This is a genomic window from Pseudomonas sp. GW821-FHT03A09 (assembly GCF_059421065.1).
In genome coordinates this window covers 60705-74566 of record NZ_JBWKUX010000008.1, presented here as the reverse complement: position 1 = coordinate 74566, position 13862 = coordinate 60705, and the positions used below count along the sequence as shown (strand labels likewise).

General features: G+C 59.3%; 14 protein-coding genes. 5 read left to right on the top strand and 9 right to left on the bottom strand.

Features of this window, described 5'->3' with window-relative positions:
- Positions 1 to 43: 43 nt before the first annotated feature.
- Entirely contained in the window at positions 44 to 2245 is a 2202-nt protein-coding gene (locus tag AC07V4_RS16220; protein ID WP_492637439.1) for an OsmC domain/YcaO domain-containing protein, read from the top strand.
- Positions 2246 to 2380: 135 nt separating this feature from the next.
- Here the strand turns inward: AC07V4_RS16220 and AC07V4_RS16215 are convergent, their stop codons facing one another.
- The 5 genes from AC07V4_RS16215 to AC07V4_RS16195 form a co-directional block, all read right to left on the bottom strand.
- Complete coding sequence (locus tag AC07V4_RS16215) at positions 2381 to 3547, bottom strand: cystathionine gamma-synthase (RefSeq protein WP_492637438.1); 1167 nt, start codon at positions 3545 to 3547, stop codon at positions 2381 to 2383.
- Positions 3544 to 4920, bottom strand: a complete 1377-nt coding sequence (locus AC07V4_RS16210) for a pyridoxal-phosphate dependent enzyme (protein ID WP_492637437.1) — start codon at positions 4918 to 4920, stop codon at positions 3544 to 3546. Before AC07V4_RS16210 ends, AC07V4_RS16215 begins: the two co-directional genes overlap by 4 nt.
- A 150-nt stretch (positions 4921 to 5070) precedes the next feature.
- Positions 5071 to 5928, bottom strand: a complete 858-nt coding sequence (dapA, locus tag AC07V4_RS16205) for a 4-hydroxy-tetrahydrodipicolinate synthase (RefSeq protein ID WP_492637436.1) — start codon at positions 5926 to 5928, stop codon at positions 5071 to 5073.
- 313 nt (positions 5929 to 6241) lie between these two features.
- A complete protein-coding gene (locus AC07V4_RS16200; protein ID WP_492637435.1) occupies positions 6242 to 6724 on the bottom strand; it encodes a VOC family protein in 483 nt (160 codons plus the stop codon).
- A gap of 1 nt (position 6725) precedes the next feature.
- Positions 6726 to 7163, bottom strand: coding sequence for an ester cyclase (locus AC07V4_RS16195; RefSeq protein ID WP_492637434.1), 438 nt, complete (start codon positions 7161 to 7163; stop codon positions 6726 to 6728).
- A gap of 169 nt (positions 7164 to 7332) precedes the next feature.
- Here AC07V4_RS16195 and AC07V4_RS16190 point away from each other — a divergent pair, with 169 nt between their 5' ends.
- Positions 7333 to 7860, top strand: a complete 528-nt coding sequence (locus AC07V4_RS16190; protein WP_492637433.1) for a GNAT family N-acetyltransferase — start codon at positions 7333 to 7335, stop codon at positions 7858 to 7860.
- A 12-nt stretch (positions 7861 to 7872) separates the two neighbouring features.
- Here the strand turns inward: AC07V4_RS16190 and AC07V4_RS16185 are convergent, their stop codons facing one another.
- Together AC07V4_RS16185 and AC07V4_RS16180 are read right to left on the bottom strand one after the other, a co-directional pair.
- Positions 7873 to 8493, bottom strand: a complete 621-nt coding sequence (locus AC07V4_RS16185; RefSeq protein WP_492637432.1) for a LysE family translocator — start codon at positions 8491 to 8493, stop codon at positions 7873 to 7875.
- A gap of 77 nt (positions 8494 to 8570) precedes the next feature.
- Positions 8571 to 9131, bottom strand: a complete 561-nt coding sequence (locus tag AC07V4_RS16180; RefSeq protein WP_492637431.1) for a GNAT family N-acetyltransferase — start codon at positions 9129 to 9131, stop codon at positions 8571 to 8573.
- 156 nt (positions 9132 to 9287) lie between these two features.
- Between AC07V4_RS16180 and AC07V4_RS16175 the strand changes: the two genes are divergently transcribed.
- On the top strand, positions 9288 to 10145 hold the full coding sequence (locus AC07V4_RS16175) for a helix-turn-helix transcriptional regulator (RefSeq protein ID WP_492637430.1): 858 nt from the start codon (positions 9288 to 9290) through the stop codon (positions 10143 to 10145).
- A 23-nt stretch (positions 10146 to 10168) separates the two neighbouring features.
- Here the strand turns inward: AC07V4_RS16175 and AC07V4_RS16170 are convergent, their stop codons facing one another.
- Entirely contained in the window at positions 10169 to 10912 is a 744-nt protein-coding gene (locus AC07V4_RS16170) for a hypothetical protein (protein ID WP_493075148.1), read from the bottom strand.
- A 272-nt stretch (positions 10913 to 11184) separates the two neighbouring features.
- On the opposite strand from AC07V4_RS16170, the gene AC07V4_RS16165 reads away from it, so the two are divergent.
- Both AC07V4_RS16165 and AC07V4_RS16160 read left to right on the top strand, forming a co-directional pair.
- On the top strand, positions 11185 to 11625 hold the full coding sequence (locus tag AC07V4_RS16165; RefSeq protein ID WP_492637428.1) for a MerR family transcriptional regulator: 441 nt from the start codon (positions 11185 to 11187) through the stop codon (positions 11623 to 11625).
- A gap of 69 nt (positions 11626 to 11694) precedes the next feature.
- Positions 11695 to 12927, top strand: coding sequence for an NADH:flavin oxidoreductase/NADH oxidase family protein (locus AC07V4_RS16160; protein ID WP_492637427.1), 1233 nt, complete (start codon positions 11695 to 11697; stop codon positions 12925 to 12927).
- 92 nt (positions 12928 to 13019) lie between these two features.
- Here AC07V4_RS16160 and AC07V4_RS16155 read toward each other — a convergent pair whose 3' ends face one another.
- The gene (locus tag AC07V4_RS16155; RefSeq protein WP_492637426.1) at positions 13020 to 13820 is read right to left on the bottom strand and encodes a GNAT family N-acetyltransferase; all 801 of its coding nucleotides are present in this window, start codon (positions 13818 to 13820) and stop codon (positions 13020 to 13022) included.
- Positions 13821 to 13862 lie beyond the last annotated feature (42 nt).

Genomic DNA, 13862 nt, shown 5'->3' with positions numbered 1-13862 from the left:
AATAGCGGCCATTTTGTTTAGCCCGTTATTCTGGTGTGCCCGCATGGAAATTAAGGTCAACTTTCTCGACAACCTTCGGCTTGAAGCCAAGTTCGATGACTTCACGGTGATTGCCGACCAGCCGATCCGCTACAAAGGCGACGGCTCGGCACCGGGACCGTTCGATTACTTCCTGGCTTCGTCGGCGTTGTGCGCGGCGTACTTCGTGAAGCTGTACTGCCAGACGCGCAATATTCCCACCGAGAATATTCGCCTGTCGCAGAACAACATCGTCGACCCGGAAAACCGCTACAACCAGATCTTCAAGATCCAGGTCGAGTTGCCAGCGGATATCTCCGATAAAGACCGCCAGGGCATCCTGCGCTCCATCGACCGCTGCACCGTGAAGAAAGTGGTACAGGCCGGCCCTGAGTTCGTCATCGAAGAAGTGGAAAACCTCGACGCCGATGCGCAGGCGTTGCTGATGCCCAGCTCCACGTCCGAGACCGGTACTTACATCGCAGGCAAAGACCTGCCGCTGGAACAGACCATCGCCAACATGTCCGGCATCCTGGCCGGCCTGGGCATGAAGATTGAAATCGCGTCGTGGCGCAATATCGTGCCTAACGTGTGGTCGTTGCATATCCGCGATGCGCATTCGCCGATGTGTTTCACCAACGGTAAGGGCGCGACCAAAGAGGGCGCCCTGGCGTCGGCATTGGGCGAGTTCATCGAGCGGCTCAACTGCAACTTCTTCTACAACGATCAGTTCTGGGGTGAGGAGCTGGCCAACGCGCCGTTCGTGCATTACCCGGATGAGCGTTGGTTCCAGCCGGGTCGCAAGGATGAATTGCCGCCGGAAATCCTCGACGCCTACTGCCTGAAGATCTACAACCGCGATGGCGAACTGCGCGGCTCGCACTTGTTCGACACCAACTCGGGCAATGAAGAACGCGGCATTGTTTCGCTGCCGTTCGTGCGCCAGTCCGACGGTGAGGTGGTGTACTTCCCGTCCAACCTGATCGAAAACCTTTACCTGAGCAACGGCATGAGCGCGGGCAATACCTTGGCTGAAGCCCAGGTGCAGTGCCTGTCGGAGATCTTCGAACGCGCCGTGAAGCGCGAAATCATCGAAGGCGAATTTGCACTGCCGGACGTGCCTGCCGAGGTGTTGGCCAAATACCCGGGCATTCTGGCGGGCATCCAGGGCCTCGAAGCCCAGGGCTTCCCGGTGCTGGTCAAGGATGCGTCCCTGGGCGGTGAGTTCCCGGTGATGTGCGTGACGTTGATGAACCCGCGTACTGGTGGCGTATTCGCCTCGTTCGGTGCGCACCCTAGCCTCGAAGTGGCGCTGGAACGCAGCCTGACCGAACTGCTGCAGGGCCGCAGTTTCGAAGGCTTGAATGATCTGCCACAGCCGACCTTCGAAGGTCACGCGGTCACCGAGCCGAACAACTTCGTCGAGCACTTCATTGACTCCAGCGGTGTGGTGTCGTGGCGCTTCTTCAGCGCCCAGTCGGATTATGAATTTGTCGAGTGGGACTTCTCGGGCCAGGGCGAAGACTCCAACGTCCAGGAAGCCGCGACCTTGTTCGGTATTCTCGAAGGCATGGGCAAAGAGTCCTATATGGCGGTGTACGAACACCTCGGCGCTACCGCGTGCCGCATCCTGGTGCCGGACTACTCGGAAATCTACCCGGTGGACGACCTGATTTGGGACAACACCAACAAGGCCCTGTTCTTCCGCGCCGACATCCTCAACCTGCACCGCCTCAGCGACGACGAACTGAAGGCCTTGGCCGAGCGTCTGGTGGAAAGCGAGCTGGACGACTACACCGACATCACCACCTTGATCGGCATCGAGTTCGACGACAACACGGCGTGGGGCCAGCTGACGATCCTGGAACTGAAACTGCTGATCTATCTCGCCTTGCAGCAGTATGAAGAGGCGAAAGAGTGCGTAGAGATGTTCTTGCAGTACAACGACAACACCGTCGACCGCGGCCTGTTTTACCAGGCGGTCAATGCGGTGCTGGAGATGCATCTGGATGAGGACCTGGAGTTGGCAGACTACGAAGCCAACTTCCGCCGCATGTTCGGCAATGAGAGCATGGATGCGGTGATCGGTTCGGTCAACGGCACGGTGCGTTTCCACGGCTTGACGCCGACCAGCATGAAGCTGGAAGGCCTGGACCGGCACCTGCGCTTGATCGACAGCTACAAGAAGCTGCATGCAGCGCGGGCCAACATCACGTCAGCAGGTTGATAGCGACCTGATGTACGAGGGGCAAAATGTGGGAGGGGGCTTGCTCCCGATGGCGGTGGTTCAGTCAACTAACCCAGCGACTGACACACTGCTATCGGGAGCAAGCCCCCTCCCACATTTGACCGAGTTCTATCGTTAGATTCGCAGCAAAGCCTGGGCCAGATCCGCCCGCAGATCCTCCACGTCCTCAACCCCCACCGACAACCGGACCAACCCATCGCCAATCCCGAGTTGTGCGCGTGTCGCCGCCGGAATGCTTGCATGGGTCATGATCGCCGGGTGTTCGATCAGGCTTTCCACACCTCCCAGGCTTTCGGCCAGGGCGAAGATCTTCACGTTTTCCAGGAAGCGTGTGGCACCGGCCAGGTCGCTGTTCAAGTCCACTGAAATCATCCCGCCGAACCCGCGCATTTGCCGACGGGCCAACTCGTGCTGTGGGTGAGATGCCAACCCGGGGTAATACACCCTGGACACTTGCGGCTGTTGCTCCAGCCAGGTGGCCAGCTCCAAGGCATTGCTGCAATGGCGCTCCATGCGCAGCGCCAGGGTTTTCACACCGCGCAGGGTGAGGAAGGCGTCGAAGGGACCGGCGATGGCGCCCACCGAGTTTTGCAGGAAGCCCAGGCGCTCCGCCAGTTCGGGATTATCGCCGACCACGGCAATGCCACCGATGACGTCGGAGTGGCCGTTGAGGTATTTGGTGGTGGAGTGCACCACGATGTCGAAACCCAGTTCCAGCGGGCGCTGGATCCAGGGGCTGGCGAAGGTGTTGTCGGCCACGCAGATAATCCCGCGCTCACGGCAGATACGCGCGATGGCACTGAGGTCGGTGAGGCTCAGCAACGGGTTGCTCGGCGTCTCGACCCAGACCATACGCGTGTTGGCCTGCAACGCCGCTTCAAAGGCCTGCACATGACTCAAGTCGACGTAGCTGAACGTGTGCCCGGCGCTGCGCTGGCGCACTTTGTCGAACAGGCGGAAGGTGCCGCCGTACAAGTCGTTGCCGGAGACGATATGCGCTCCGGCATCCAACAGCTCCAATACCGTGGAAATCGCCGCCAGCCCCGAGGCAAAGGCGAACGCCTGGCTACCGCCTTCAAGGTCAGCCACGCAACGCTCCAGGGCGAAACGCGTGGGGTTGTGGGAGCGTCCGTAATCAAAACCCTTGTGCACGCCGGGGCTGCTTTGCAGGTAAGTGGAGTTGGCGTAGATCGGCGGCATCAACGCACCCGTGGTCGGGTCGGGGGACTGCCCGGCATGGATTACGCGGGTAGCGAAGGCGCTTTTATCGGACTGACTCATGCAAGGGATCTCCGTAGGTGATTGAGCAGGTCGACGCGGGTGATCAGGCCATGGAAACCTGAGGCGTCGGCGATGATGGCAACCAGGCCGCGATCCAGCTCCGCCTGCAGTTCAGCCAGGCTGGCGCTGGGGGCGAGGGTGTGCACCGCGGTGGTCATGGCGTGGGTGACATTCAGGGCAAAATGCGTGGCGTCCTGATGCAGCCCCAGCAGGATGTCGGACTCATCGATCACGCCGACCAGTTGCTGGCCGTCCACGAGCACCGGCAGTTGCGACACATCGGCCAGACGCATGCGCTGGAAGGCGGTGAGCAGGGTGTCATCGGGGCTGACGCTGATCACGCGGCCGTCTTCGAAACGGCGGGCGATCAGGTCGCGCAGGTCGCCGTAGTGCTTGTATTGCAACAGGCCCGCGTCTTTCATCCACTGGTCGTTGTAGACCTTCGACAGGTAGCGCGTGCCGGTGTCGCACACGAAGGTGACCACACGTTTGGGCTCAGTCTGTTCGCGGCAATAGCGCAGGGCGGCGGCGAGTAGGGTGCCCGTGGAGGACCCACCGAGAATGCCTTCGGCCTTGAGCAACTGGCGGGCATGGTCGAAGCTTTCTTCATCGCTGATGGAGTAGGCATGGCGCACGCTGGAAAGGTCGGCAATCGAGGGAATGAAGTCTTCGCCGATGCCTTCGACGGCCCAGGAACCGGGGGTTTCCATTTTGCCACTGTGGCTGTACTCGGCCATCACCGAACCCACTGGGTCGGCCAGCACCATTTCCAGTTCAGGCTGTACGCGCTTGAAGAAGCGGGTCAGGCCGGTGAGCGTGCCGGCCGAGCCGACGCCCACCACAATGGCGTCGAGATCATGCTGGGTTTGTGCCCAGATCTCCGGTGCGGTGCTGGTTTCGTGGGCCAGCGGGTTGGCTGGGTTGTTGAACTGGTCGGCGAAAAACGAATCGGGAATGTCCTTGGCCAGGCGCGCGGCCACGTCCTGGTAATACTCGGGGTGGCCCTTGCCCACGTCGGAGCGGGTGATATGCACCTCGGCGCCCATGGCCTTGAGGTGCAATACCTTTTCGGTGGACATCTTGTCGGGCACCACCAGCACCACCCGGTAGCCCTTGGCCCGACCGACCAGCGCCAGACCCAGGCCAGTGTTGCCGGCGGTGGCTTCGATAATAGTACCGCCGGGTCGTAGCCGGCCGTCGCGCTCGGCGGCGTCGATCATGGCCAGGCCGATGCGGTCCTTGATGGAACCGCCGGGGTTCTGGGATTCCAGCTTGAGAAACAGCGTGCAGGGGCCGGTATCGAAGCGGCTGACCCGCACCAGCGGCGTGTTGCCGATCAGTTCGAGGACGGCGGGGCGGGATTGTGTGGGCATGTGGTCACCTGGGTACTGAAGGAGCCTAGGAAAGAGCACAGCAAAATGCAGAGCATGGCATGGAACATAGGCCGGTATCGGGTGGGTCGCAACCGGGCGGTCGGATGCCTGTCTTTTTTTGGCGCATGGGCAACTACTCGACGTGTTCTATCAGCGTTGCAAGAGTGCCTGCCAGCGCGCCATCACGGCTTGACTGGCCGGCTGCATCGGTGCTCGCAACTCGGTGCTTATCAGGCCATCCAACGCCAGCGCCGCCTTCACTGGCGCCGGGTTGGGCTCCATGAACATCGTTTCTATCAACGGCAGCAAGCGGAAAAACGTTGCCCGTGCTTCGGCCAATTGGTTATCCCGCACCTGCTGGTACATCGCGACAAACTGTTCGGTCTGCACATGAGCCGACGCCGCAATCGCACCGCTGGCACCCAGGCACAGCGCGTTGAATATCTGGATGTCCTCACCGCATAACACGTCGACGTTGCCACTGGCCAGCAGCGCCAGGGTGTTGTTCAGGTTGCCGCCGCAGTCTTTGACCGCGACGATGCGTTCATGGGCGACGATATTCAGCAAGGTTGCCTGTTCGAAGGTCGCCCCGGTGCGATAAGGAATGTCGTAGAGAATGACCGGTACGCTGGACGCATCGGCCACCGTACGGAAAAAACTTTCAAGGCCCGCCTGGGAGGGGCGGATGTAACTCGGCGCCGGAACCAGCAGGCCGGCCACCGGACGCTTCAGCACTTCGCTCTGGAACTGCAGCAGCTCGAGCTGGTTGTTACCTGCCAGGCCCATCACCACCCGGTGCGCGGGTACCTGTTGCAACACGGCATCCAGCACCGCCAATTGTTCATGGCGCGATAGCGACGCCGCTTCGCCGGTGGTGGTGCACACCATGATCCCGGCCACGTGTTTTTCCAGCAGATGGCTGACCAGTCGACGCAGGCCGACAAAGTCGATGGCGCCGTCATGGAACGGCGTGACCACGGGAACCCAGATACCTTGAAACGCTGACATGCACTTTCTCCTGATGATTGACCGCTTGAGTCACCGTCAGAAGGGCATAGGGAATTGTGCAAAGGGGGGAGGGAGTCCGCGCTCAATGTCCTGTCAGCTCATCTGACGGGACAGCGCGCCCCGGTCACATGAGCGACTGTTTCTTCGATTTGAGGGCGTGCGCTACGCAACCTGGCGCCTTGGCAATCAAGCCAATGACGGTGAGGTTAACGAAAGCCGTAGCAGACATGAGCGGGCACACCCTGAAGAAGACCGCCATCTTCAGGGGATGTGACGGAATGTGTCAACCCCGGCCCATGGTTGCCACTCGTATTCAACGCCCGGCCACGGCGGCCTCGATGGCAGCTACGTCGATCTTGGTCATGGTCATCATGGCGTCGAAGGCGCGCTTGGCGGTGGCGGGGTCGGGATGGCTGATCGCCGCGCTCAACACGCGCGGTGTGATCTGCCACGACAAGCCCCATTTGTCCTTGCACCAGCCGCAGGCGCTGGCCTGGCCGCCGTTATCGATGATGGCGTGCCAATAGCGGTCGGTCTCGGCCTGGTCGTCCGTCGCCACCTGGAAGGAAAACGCCTCCGTGTGCGGGAACACCGGGCCGCCGTTCAGGCCCAGGCAGGGGATGCCCATGACCGTAAACTCGACAGTCAATACATCGCCTTGCTTGCCGGAAGGGTAGTCGCCCGGTGCGAGGTGCACGGCGTTGACGGCGCTGTCGGGAAAGGTGGCGGCATAGAAGGTCGCGGCGTCCAGGGCTGTGCCGTTGTACCAGAGGCACAGGGTATTTTTATTGTTCATCTCAGGTCTCCACGGGGTTGATGGGTGTGTGGAGTTTAGACGATGCATCCCCTTGCAATTGTTGTGCGATCGCCGCCTTATCGATGACCGACCACACCTGGGCAATTTTGCCGTCGATGACTTCGTAGAACACGTTCTCATCAAAGGCAACTCGCTTGCCATTGATCGGCAGACCAAAAAACTCACCCCGAGGGCTGACGTTGAAGTTGAGCCGACTGGCAATCGTGGGTGGGTCGACCAGCAGCAGTTGGAGGCGAAACACCACGTCGGGAATTTCGCGGAAGTCTCGCTCCAGCATGGCGCGATAGCCTGCGAGGCCCACAAGTGTGGCGTTGTAGGTGACGTCAGGGTGGACAAAATCGCCCAGATGCGCCCAATCCTGGCGGTTCAGGCAGTCGATATAGCCGTGGTACAGGTCGGTGAGTTCGGTTCTGGTCATCGATTGTGATCCCTTAGAGGGGCAGTTGATCTTACCTGTTTCGGGTTATGGCGATGGGGCGTCTATCGTTGAGTGCTTTGGTCCAATGGCTGTCATCACGCTTACCTCATCGGCGGGCATATTGAGATAAGTTGCTCTATCAAACAGTGTCCGAACAAGGAGTTCTTCAATGATTCGCAAGGCGTTGCCCACTGATGCAAAAGCCATTGCCCAAGTGCATATCAGCAGTTGGCAAGAGGCGTATCGTGACTTGATGCCTGCCGATTACTTGAGTTCGCTGCAAAACACACTGGCTCAGCGTGAAGCATTTTGGGCTCGTTCGATTGAGTCGGGCGAGTCGAATGTATGGGTTGCGGAGTTGGACAAGCAGGTCGTCGGCTGGATATCACTCGGCGCCAGCCGTGACGAAGATGTCGCAGCGGAAAATGTAGGCGAGGTCATGGCCATCTACGTTTTAGCCAGGTGCTGGCAGACGGGCGTCGGGTTGGCCTTGTGGAAGGCAGGGCTGCGGGACTTGATGGAACAGGGATTTCAGTGCCTGACCCTGTGGGTCTTGGCCGGTAATGAAAGAGCGATTCGATTTTATCGTCGGGCGGGATGCGTTGAGGACGCGGGAAGCGAGCGCAATCTTCAGAGGGGGGGCGTTGCATTGGTCGAGGTGAGGTACAGGTTGCCCCTTACCCCACCTCGGTTGTGATTCGCTACCTCGTCAAGCCCGACGCGCCGTCAACAAGACCGTTGCCGCTGCCGACAACAACCCTGCGCAGCAGCGATTGAATATCCGCTTGCCCCGTGGCTCGGCAAACCAGCGACGCATGTGCAGGCCCATGTAGGCATAGAGGCTGATGGCGATCCACTCCAGTACCAGGAACATTGCACCCAGCAAGGCGAATTGCGGCGTGATGGGCTGGCCCGGCACCACGAACTGTGGGAGGAAGGCGGTGAAGATGAGGATGGCTTTCGGGTTGCCCGCCGCCACCAGAAACTCTTGCCTTGCCAACGCCCACAACCCCACCTTGGCCGTGCTCACCTGCGCCTCTGCCTGCGGATTGGCTCGCCACAACTGGATCGCCAGGTAAAACAGATACGCCGCCCCCAGAATCTTGATCCCGTAGAACAACACTTCCGAGGTTTGCAGCACCACGGCCAGGCCGGCCGACGCGAGGCCGATCATGCCGGCGAAGGCCAGCAGGCGGCCGATGCCGGCGAGGCAGGAAGTGCGGTAGCCGTAACGTGTGGCGTTGCTGACAGACAACAGGTTGTTGGGGCCTGGGGCCATGTTCAGGGCAAAGCAGGCGGGGAGGAAGAGGGTGAGGGTGGCGAGGTCCATGGCGGCTCCGTGTGCGGTCGAACGGCGAGTGCCGAGAATAAGGGAGGGCGGGGCGCCTGGACAATCCGTGGATAGGATCAAATGAGGTCCACGGTTGACTTCAGCGCCCGCCACTCGTGGTAAGTGATGCGGCTGATGTGTTCCCTTCGATAGTCTTGGAGGTACGGGTTGTACTGGGTTTCTTCGGTGTGATGATGACGAAAGCCGCATTTTGACTGGGCGGCATGGGACTGGGCGTTGTCAGCAAAGTAGCCACACCACAAGGCCTTGAGTTGCAGGGTTTCAAAGGCGTGGCGCATCACCTCACGCACGGCCTCCGGAATCAGGCCCTGGCCCCAGTACGGCACACCGATCCAGTAGGCGATTTCACCTTCCTGTTCGCTGATTTCAAAATGGCTGTGGGCACCGATGAGAATACCGACGCAACCCACCGCACGATGGTTGTCTTTTAACTCGACCGCGTAGACCTCCGGGTGATTGAAGACTGTGCGAATGATCTCGGCACTGTGCTCCATGCTGGTGTGCACAGGCCAGCCCGCGATGGGGCCGACGCGTTCGTCTTTGGCATATTCGTATAGGTCGCTGGCGTCGGTGCCTTGCCAGGGGCGTAGCAGCAGGCGTTCTGTTTCAAGTCTCATGGTCTGTACTCGTACACGTTGTTTGGGTCGGCGCAGAGTAGTGGGCGAAACAGGGTTGGTACACGTCAGCACCTCGGCATTTTCGGTACTTTTCGCAACACTCGATAAAAACCGGTGATAGGCTAGAGGCCTTGTCGGTTGTAGCGCTGAGGCACCATGCATCACATTCCGAAACTGTTCGCGCCCGACGATGGAATGCGAATGGGGGAAACCACACTGGCCGAAGGGCTGGGCCTGCCGCTCTCCTTCGGCCATGCCTATTTGACGTTGTTGATCTGCCTCTGCGGGAGTGCGCGATTCACCCTTAACTTCAAGGAGCATGCGGTCAGGCGCGGTGGTGTGCTGGTGCTGGCCGAGGACACGATTGCCGTGCTCAAGCGCCGCTCGCTGGGTTTCAAGGTGTTTTTCTGCCTGATGCCCAAAGCCTTTGCGGCGGAGGTCGCGTATCAATTGCCCAACCCCTTGTTCGTGTTCCTGCATGACCATCCTCACTGTGTTCCAACCGAGCAGGAACGGCTGCTGCTAGAGGGATGGGTGATGCAGATGGGCGATATTGCGCGGTGCAGTCCCACCTACCGGCACATCATGTTGCGCAACCAGCTACAGAACCTTTTTTTGCGGATTGCCGAGCAATTGCCAACCGTACAAAAAGGCAACAAGGCGTTCAGCCGAAAGGAAATGCTCAGTTGGCGATTCTGGGAGTTGATCGGCAAACACTGCATTCGGCACCGGGAGGTGAAGTTCTACGCCGACGCGCTCAGCATCACGCCGTTCTATCTGTCACAGCTGACGAAAACCTTCTTCAATGACACGCCCAAGGGGTTGATTGATCGGCAGGTGACGCTGGAGATCAAGGCGCTGCTTTCATACAGCGACCTGGCGATTGGCCGAATTGCCGACACGCTCAACTTCGCCGATGCTTCCTACCTGTGCCGTTATTTCAAGCGTCAAACCGGGGTTTCGCTTTCTCGCTATCGTCGACATGTGAAGGGGAGTGAGGTCGATGGCGTTTAAACACGAGAGGGCAAAGTGAAAAATCATCGAGCAGCAGGCGTCAAATGGCGGTTTTCCCCAACCTGATATTTCCACGGCAAGTAGTCCACTGAAACGCCCCAGTGGATGATGCCGTCTTCACCCAAACGAGATTGAAAGCCTGGCATTTGTCGCAGATCGAGTTGCAAGCACTGTTGCTCAAGCGCCTTTTGTAACGCCGGGTCTGCCTGGAAACGCTCAGGGCGCTGATAGTGCTTTTGCAGTGTTACATCGCACTGTAGGACTTGGCCCTGTGCGTTGGCGGTGAAACTGAAGCTGGCCTTGCCAAACGCATTGACCGGGTATTTGGCTACAACGTTGTCCCAGAAAAAACGTCGCGCTTCAGATGACTCGTGCATTCTCAGTAGCGCTCCAGATTTTGGCGATGTGTCGCCGGTAACAATAAACGGCGCGATGACTTCGAGACCTCCATCGGTTGGATGCTGCAGCGCTTCTGGAACGGGCTCCCAGACACTGCTCCAGCACGCGTTCACGATGAGCTTGGCAACATCGGAGCGAGCGCTTTCATCAGGGGGGACGGCTTCGCAGAGCAAGACATCGCCTTGGCGGTCGAGCTTCATGCGCAACCGCACGCTGCCTTGCAATCCCTCGCGGTTTTCCCGGGCCGCATTGTCCGCCAGACCGCGGCGCAAGACCCTGAGGTATCTTCGCGCCTCCATCTGCCTGATTTCCTCTGTAGTAAGGAACATCGGCCGGGATGTGCCTCCGCTATCAATCCAGGCAGTCACTTGCTGCTCGGGCGTTAGCCGGTGGCATCCTGCGAGGCCTGTCAGGCCGGTCAGTAAAAGGAGGGTGGACGTGAGTCGACGATTCGCTTGCGACTTCAATGGGGTGACGGGCACTTATGCGTTCCTTGCAACCAAAAGGTGGCATTTTGCCCTGAATCTCAGAGCGCTGCGCGTAAAACGTGCCCCGGATGGTCTTGCCGCATTCGTGTCTGTCACCCGTTCACTTTAGGTTTAAAGTAAGCTTTAAGGTCAATGGTCATGTGGGGTGGAAAATGAGAATAGGCGAACTGGCGAAAATCACCGGCTTGGCGCCCTCACGCATCCGTTTTTACGAAGCGAGCGGCCTGATCACGTCGGTCGGGCGCAAAGCCAACGGCTATCGAGACTATGCCCCTGACACCGAATGGGTATTGCAGATCATCACCTGCGCCCAGGGGGCCGGGTTTTCCCTGGAAGAAATCCGGAAACTGCTGCCGACGAATGCCAGTGGTTGGCAGCACGACGAGCTGGTTACCGGGCTCAAGCGCAAGGTTGAGGAAATCGAAGTCCTGCAACAACGATTGGCCCAGAGCAAGGCACAATTGCTGCTGGTGATCGCGGGCGTCGAGGGCAAACCCGAAGGCTTAGACTGTACAGACAACACGCGGTTGCTTTTGCACCGTCTGCGTGAAGAGGGTTTGGCGGCAGTTTCAGGTCACGCAGATAAGTCGTAGTTAAAAAACGCTTGACCTTAAAGTTTACTTCAACCTTAAGGTGGTCCCAAGTCAACTGAGGACCACCCCATGAATGTGTTCGACTCCCTGATACTGCCCAACGGTTCAACCATCAAGAACCGCATCGCCAAAGCTGCCATGGAAGAAAACATGGCGGACGCCGAGCAAGCGCCCTCCGAAGACCTGATGCGCCTCTACCAGGCGTGGGCTGACGGCGGCGCCGGCCTGCTGATCACTGGCAATGTGATGGTAGACGGTCGCGCCATGACCGGCCCGGGCGGGGTGGTGTTGCAGGATGACCAGCAACTGGCCAAGTTCAAGCGTTGGGCGCAAGTGGGGCGTTCCGGTGGCGCGCAGTTCTGGCTTCAAATCAACCATCCTGGCCGGCAGATGCAGGCCAACCTGGGACAAAAGACCTGGGCACCTTCAGCCGTTGCGCTGAACCTGGGCAACATGTCCAAGCGCTTCGCCACGCCTCACGCCATGACGCCCAGTGTGATCCAGGACGTGATTCAACGTTTTGCACGCACTGCCCGACTGGGCGAGCAGGCGGGTTTCACCGGCGTTGAAATCCACGCTGCCCATGGTTATCTGCTGAGCCAGTTCCTGTCGCCGCTGACCAACCAGCGTACGGACGAGTGGGGCGGCTCCCTGGAAAACCGCGCACGCCTGTTGCTGGACATCGTCAAGGCCGTCAGAGCCGTGGTGTCGAAGGATTTTGCCGTAGCGGTCAAACTGAACTCCGCCGACTTCCAACGGGGCGGCTTTACCGCCGACGACGCCAAACGGGTGGTGGTATTGCTCAACGACCTGGGCGTGGACTTGGTGGAATTGTCCGGTGGCAGTTATGAAGCCCCCGCCATGCAAGGCCAGGCCCGTGATGGCCGCACCCTGGCGCGCGAGGCCTATTTCGTCGAGTTTGCCCGTGACATCCAGACCGTCGCCAAGATGCCGGTGATGGTCACTGGCGGCGTACGTCGCCGACCCGTCGCTGAAAGCGTGGTGCAAAGCGGTGTAGACATGGTCGGCATGGGCACGGCGTTGGCCATCGAGCCGCACCTGCCACGTGACTGGCTCCAGGGCAAAGACAACGCGCCGCAATTGCCGCCGATCACTTGGAAAAACAAGACCATCGCGTCCTTGGCCAACATGGCGGTGGTCAAGTTCCAGCTGCGTAAACTCAGCCTGGATAAACAGCCCGATCCGAGCGTGTCACCGTTACGTGCACTGATTATGGAACAGCTCGGCGCGGCGTGCCGTACCCGTCAATATCGACGCTGGATAGGCAAGCAAACGGCGTGAACTTCTCCAGGGTTGCTGGAGGCCATGGATGATGCGTCGCAGAGGGAGGTTTGTGGGGCTATTCAGCGGTTTTGTGGTGGGGGTTCGCTAATTCAACTATGTGCCAATCGGTACAGCGCTTGAGCGTGGGAAATCGCGAGCCCTACACGTTGCAAGTTACGGCGACTCTGCGAGTTGGCCAGCGCAGTGGCGGCGACCACATGGCTACCATGCTTTTTCGCTTGCTCTATCCGGTGAGAGATCAGAGCTCCATGGTAGCCAAGACCTCGCACGTGTTTACGGGTGGCGGCTGTTCCAAGATAGGCAATACCGTTTTCGGCCAGATACATCAACGCGCCTGCCATAACTTGGCCGTCCGCTTTAAGGACGTAGATTTTCAAACGTTCATTCGTCATCAGCCCTTCAAACGAAGCCTGACTCAACGGGCGGTGTTCCGGCTTGGTATGAAATCCACTCGCATGCACCGCCGCAAACTCCGTCAGAGTCTGCGGGCTCACTTCTTCAATTTCGAATGAGTGTTGATTGAGCACGGCACTCTCGACTGCGCACGCCAGTTGCAAGTGCGTCCAGCCTTTCAGACGCTCCAGTCGCCCCTTTCCCGCGAAGGCGTATTGCTCCAAGGTCGAGGGTTTTCCAACAAGAGGCGTCACCGTTGAATACTCTACCGATGCCTTGAGTAGGTTCAATACGGACGAGTGTTCATCAGCGGTATCGCCGTAGATGCGGTTGAACATCGGGCTAGGGTTTGCCTTCACTTGGAAGCATGGAAAAGCACCATTGAAATGTACACGAGCACCAAAGGGATTTCTCGCTACCCGTAACAGACCTTCAACCCGTGAACACAAATACTCGCTTTCTGCGGTCTCGATGGCGTGAGCCATTGCAACATCCATGTGGTGGGTCCTTGTGTGCAGTGTTGAGCATGGCACTGGTCC

Excerpts from the sequence above, each read along its gene's own strand:
- dapA (WP_492637436.1), bottom strand. The coding sequence starts at position 5,928 with ATGTCAGCGTTTCAAGGTATCTGGGTTCCCGTGGTCACGCCGTTCCAT.
- AC07V4_RS16200 (WP_492637435.1), bottom strand. The coding sequence starts at position 6,724 with ATGAACAATAAAAATACCCTGTGCCTCTGGTACAACGGCACAGCCCTG.
- AC07V4_RS16175 (WP_492637430.1), top strand. The coding sequence starts at position 9,288 with ATGCATCACATTCCGAAACTGTTCGCGCCCGACGATGGAATGCGAATG.
- AC07V4_RS16160 (WP_492637427.1), top strand. The coding sequence starts at position 11,695 with ATGAATGTGTTCGACTCCCTGATACTGCCCAACGGTTCAACCATCAAG.
- AC07V4_RS16165 (WP_492637428.1), top strand. The coding sequence starts at position 11,185 with ATGAGAATAGGCGAACTGGCGAAAATCACCGGCTTGGCGCCCTCACGC.
- AC07V4_RS16215 (WP_492637438.1), bottom strand. The coding sequence starts at position 3,547 with ATGAGTCAGTCCGATAAAAGCGCCTTCGCTACCCGCGTAATCCATGCC.
- AC07V4_RS16210 (WP_492637437.1), bottom strand. The coding sequence starts at position 4,920 with ATGCCCACACAATCCCGCCCCGCCGTCCTCGAACTGATCGGCAACACG.
- AC07V4_RS16155 (WP_492637426.1), bottom strand. The coding sequence starts at position 13,820 with ATGGATGTTGCAATGGCTCACGCCATCGAGACCGCAGAAAGCGAGTAT.
- AC07V4_RS16190 (WP_492637433.1), top strand. The coding sequence starts at position 7,333 with ATGATTCGCAAGGCGTTGCCCACTGATGCAAAAGCCATTGCCCAAGTG.
- AC07V4_RS16220 (WP_492637439.1), top strand. The coding sequence starts at position 44 with ATGGAAATTAAGGTCAACTTTCTCGACAACCTTCGGCTTGAAGCCAAG.
- AC07V4_RS16185 (WP_492637432.1), bottom strand. The coding sequence starts at position 8,493 with ATGGACCTCGCCACCCTCACCCTCTTCCTCCCCGCCTGCTTTGCCCTG.
- AC07V4_RS16195 (WP_492637434.1), bottom strand. The coding sequence starts at position 7,163 with ATGACCAGAACCGAACTCACCGACCTGTACCACGGCTATATCGACTGC.
- AC07V4_RS16180 (WP_492637431.1), bottom strand. The coding sequence starts at position 9,131 with ATGAGACTTGAAACAGAACGCCTGCTGCTACGCCCCTGGCAAGGCACC.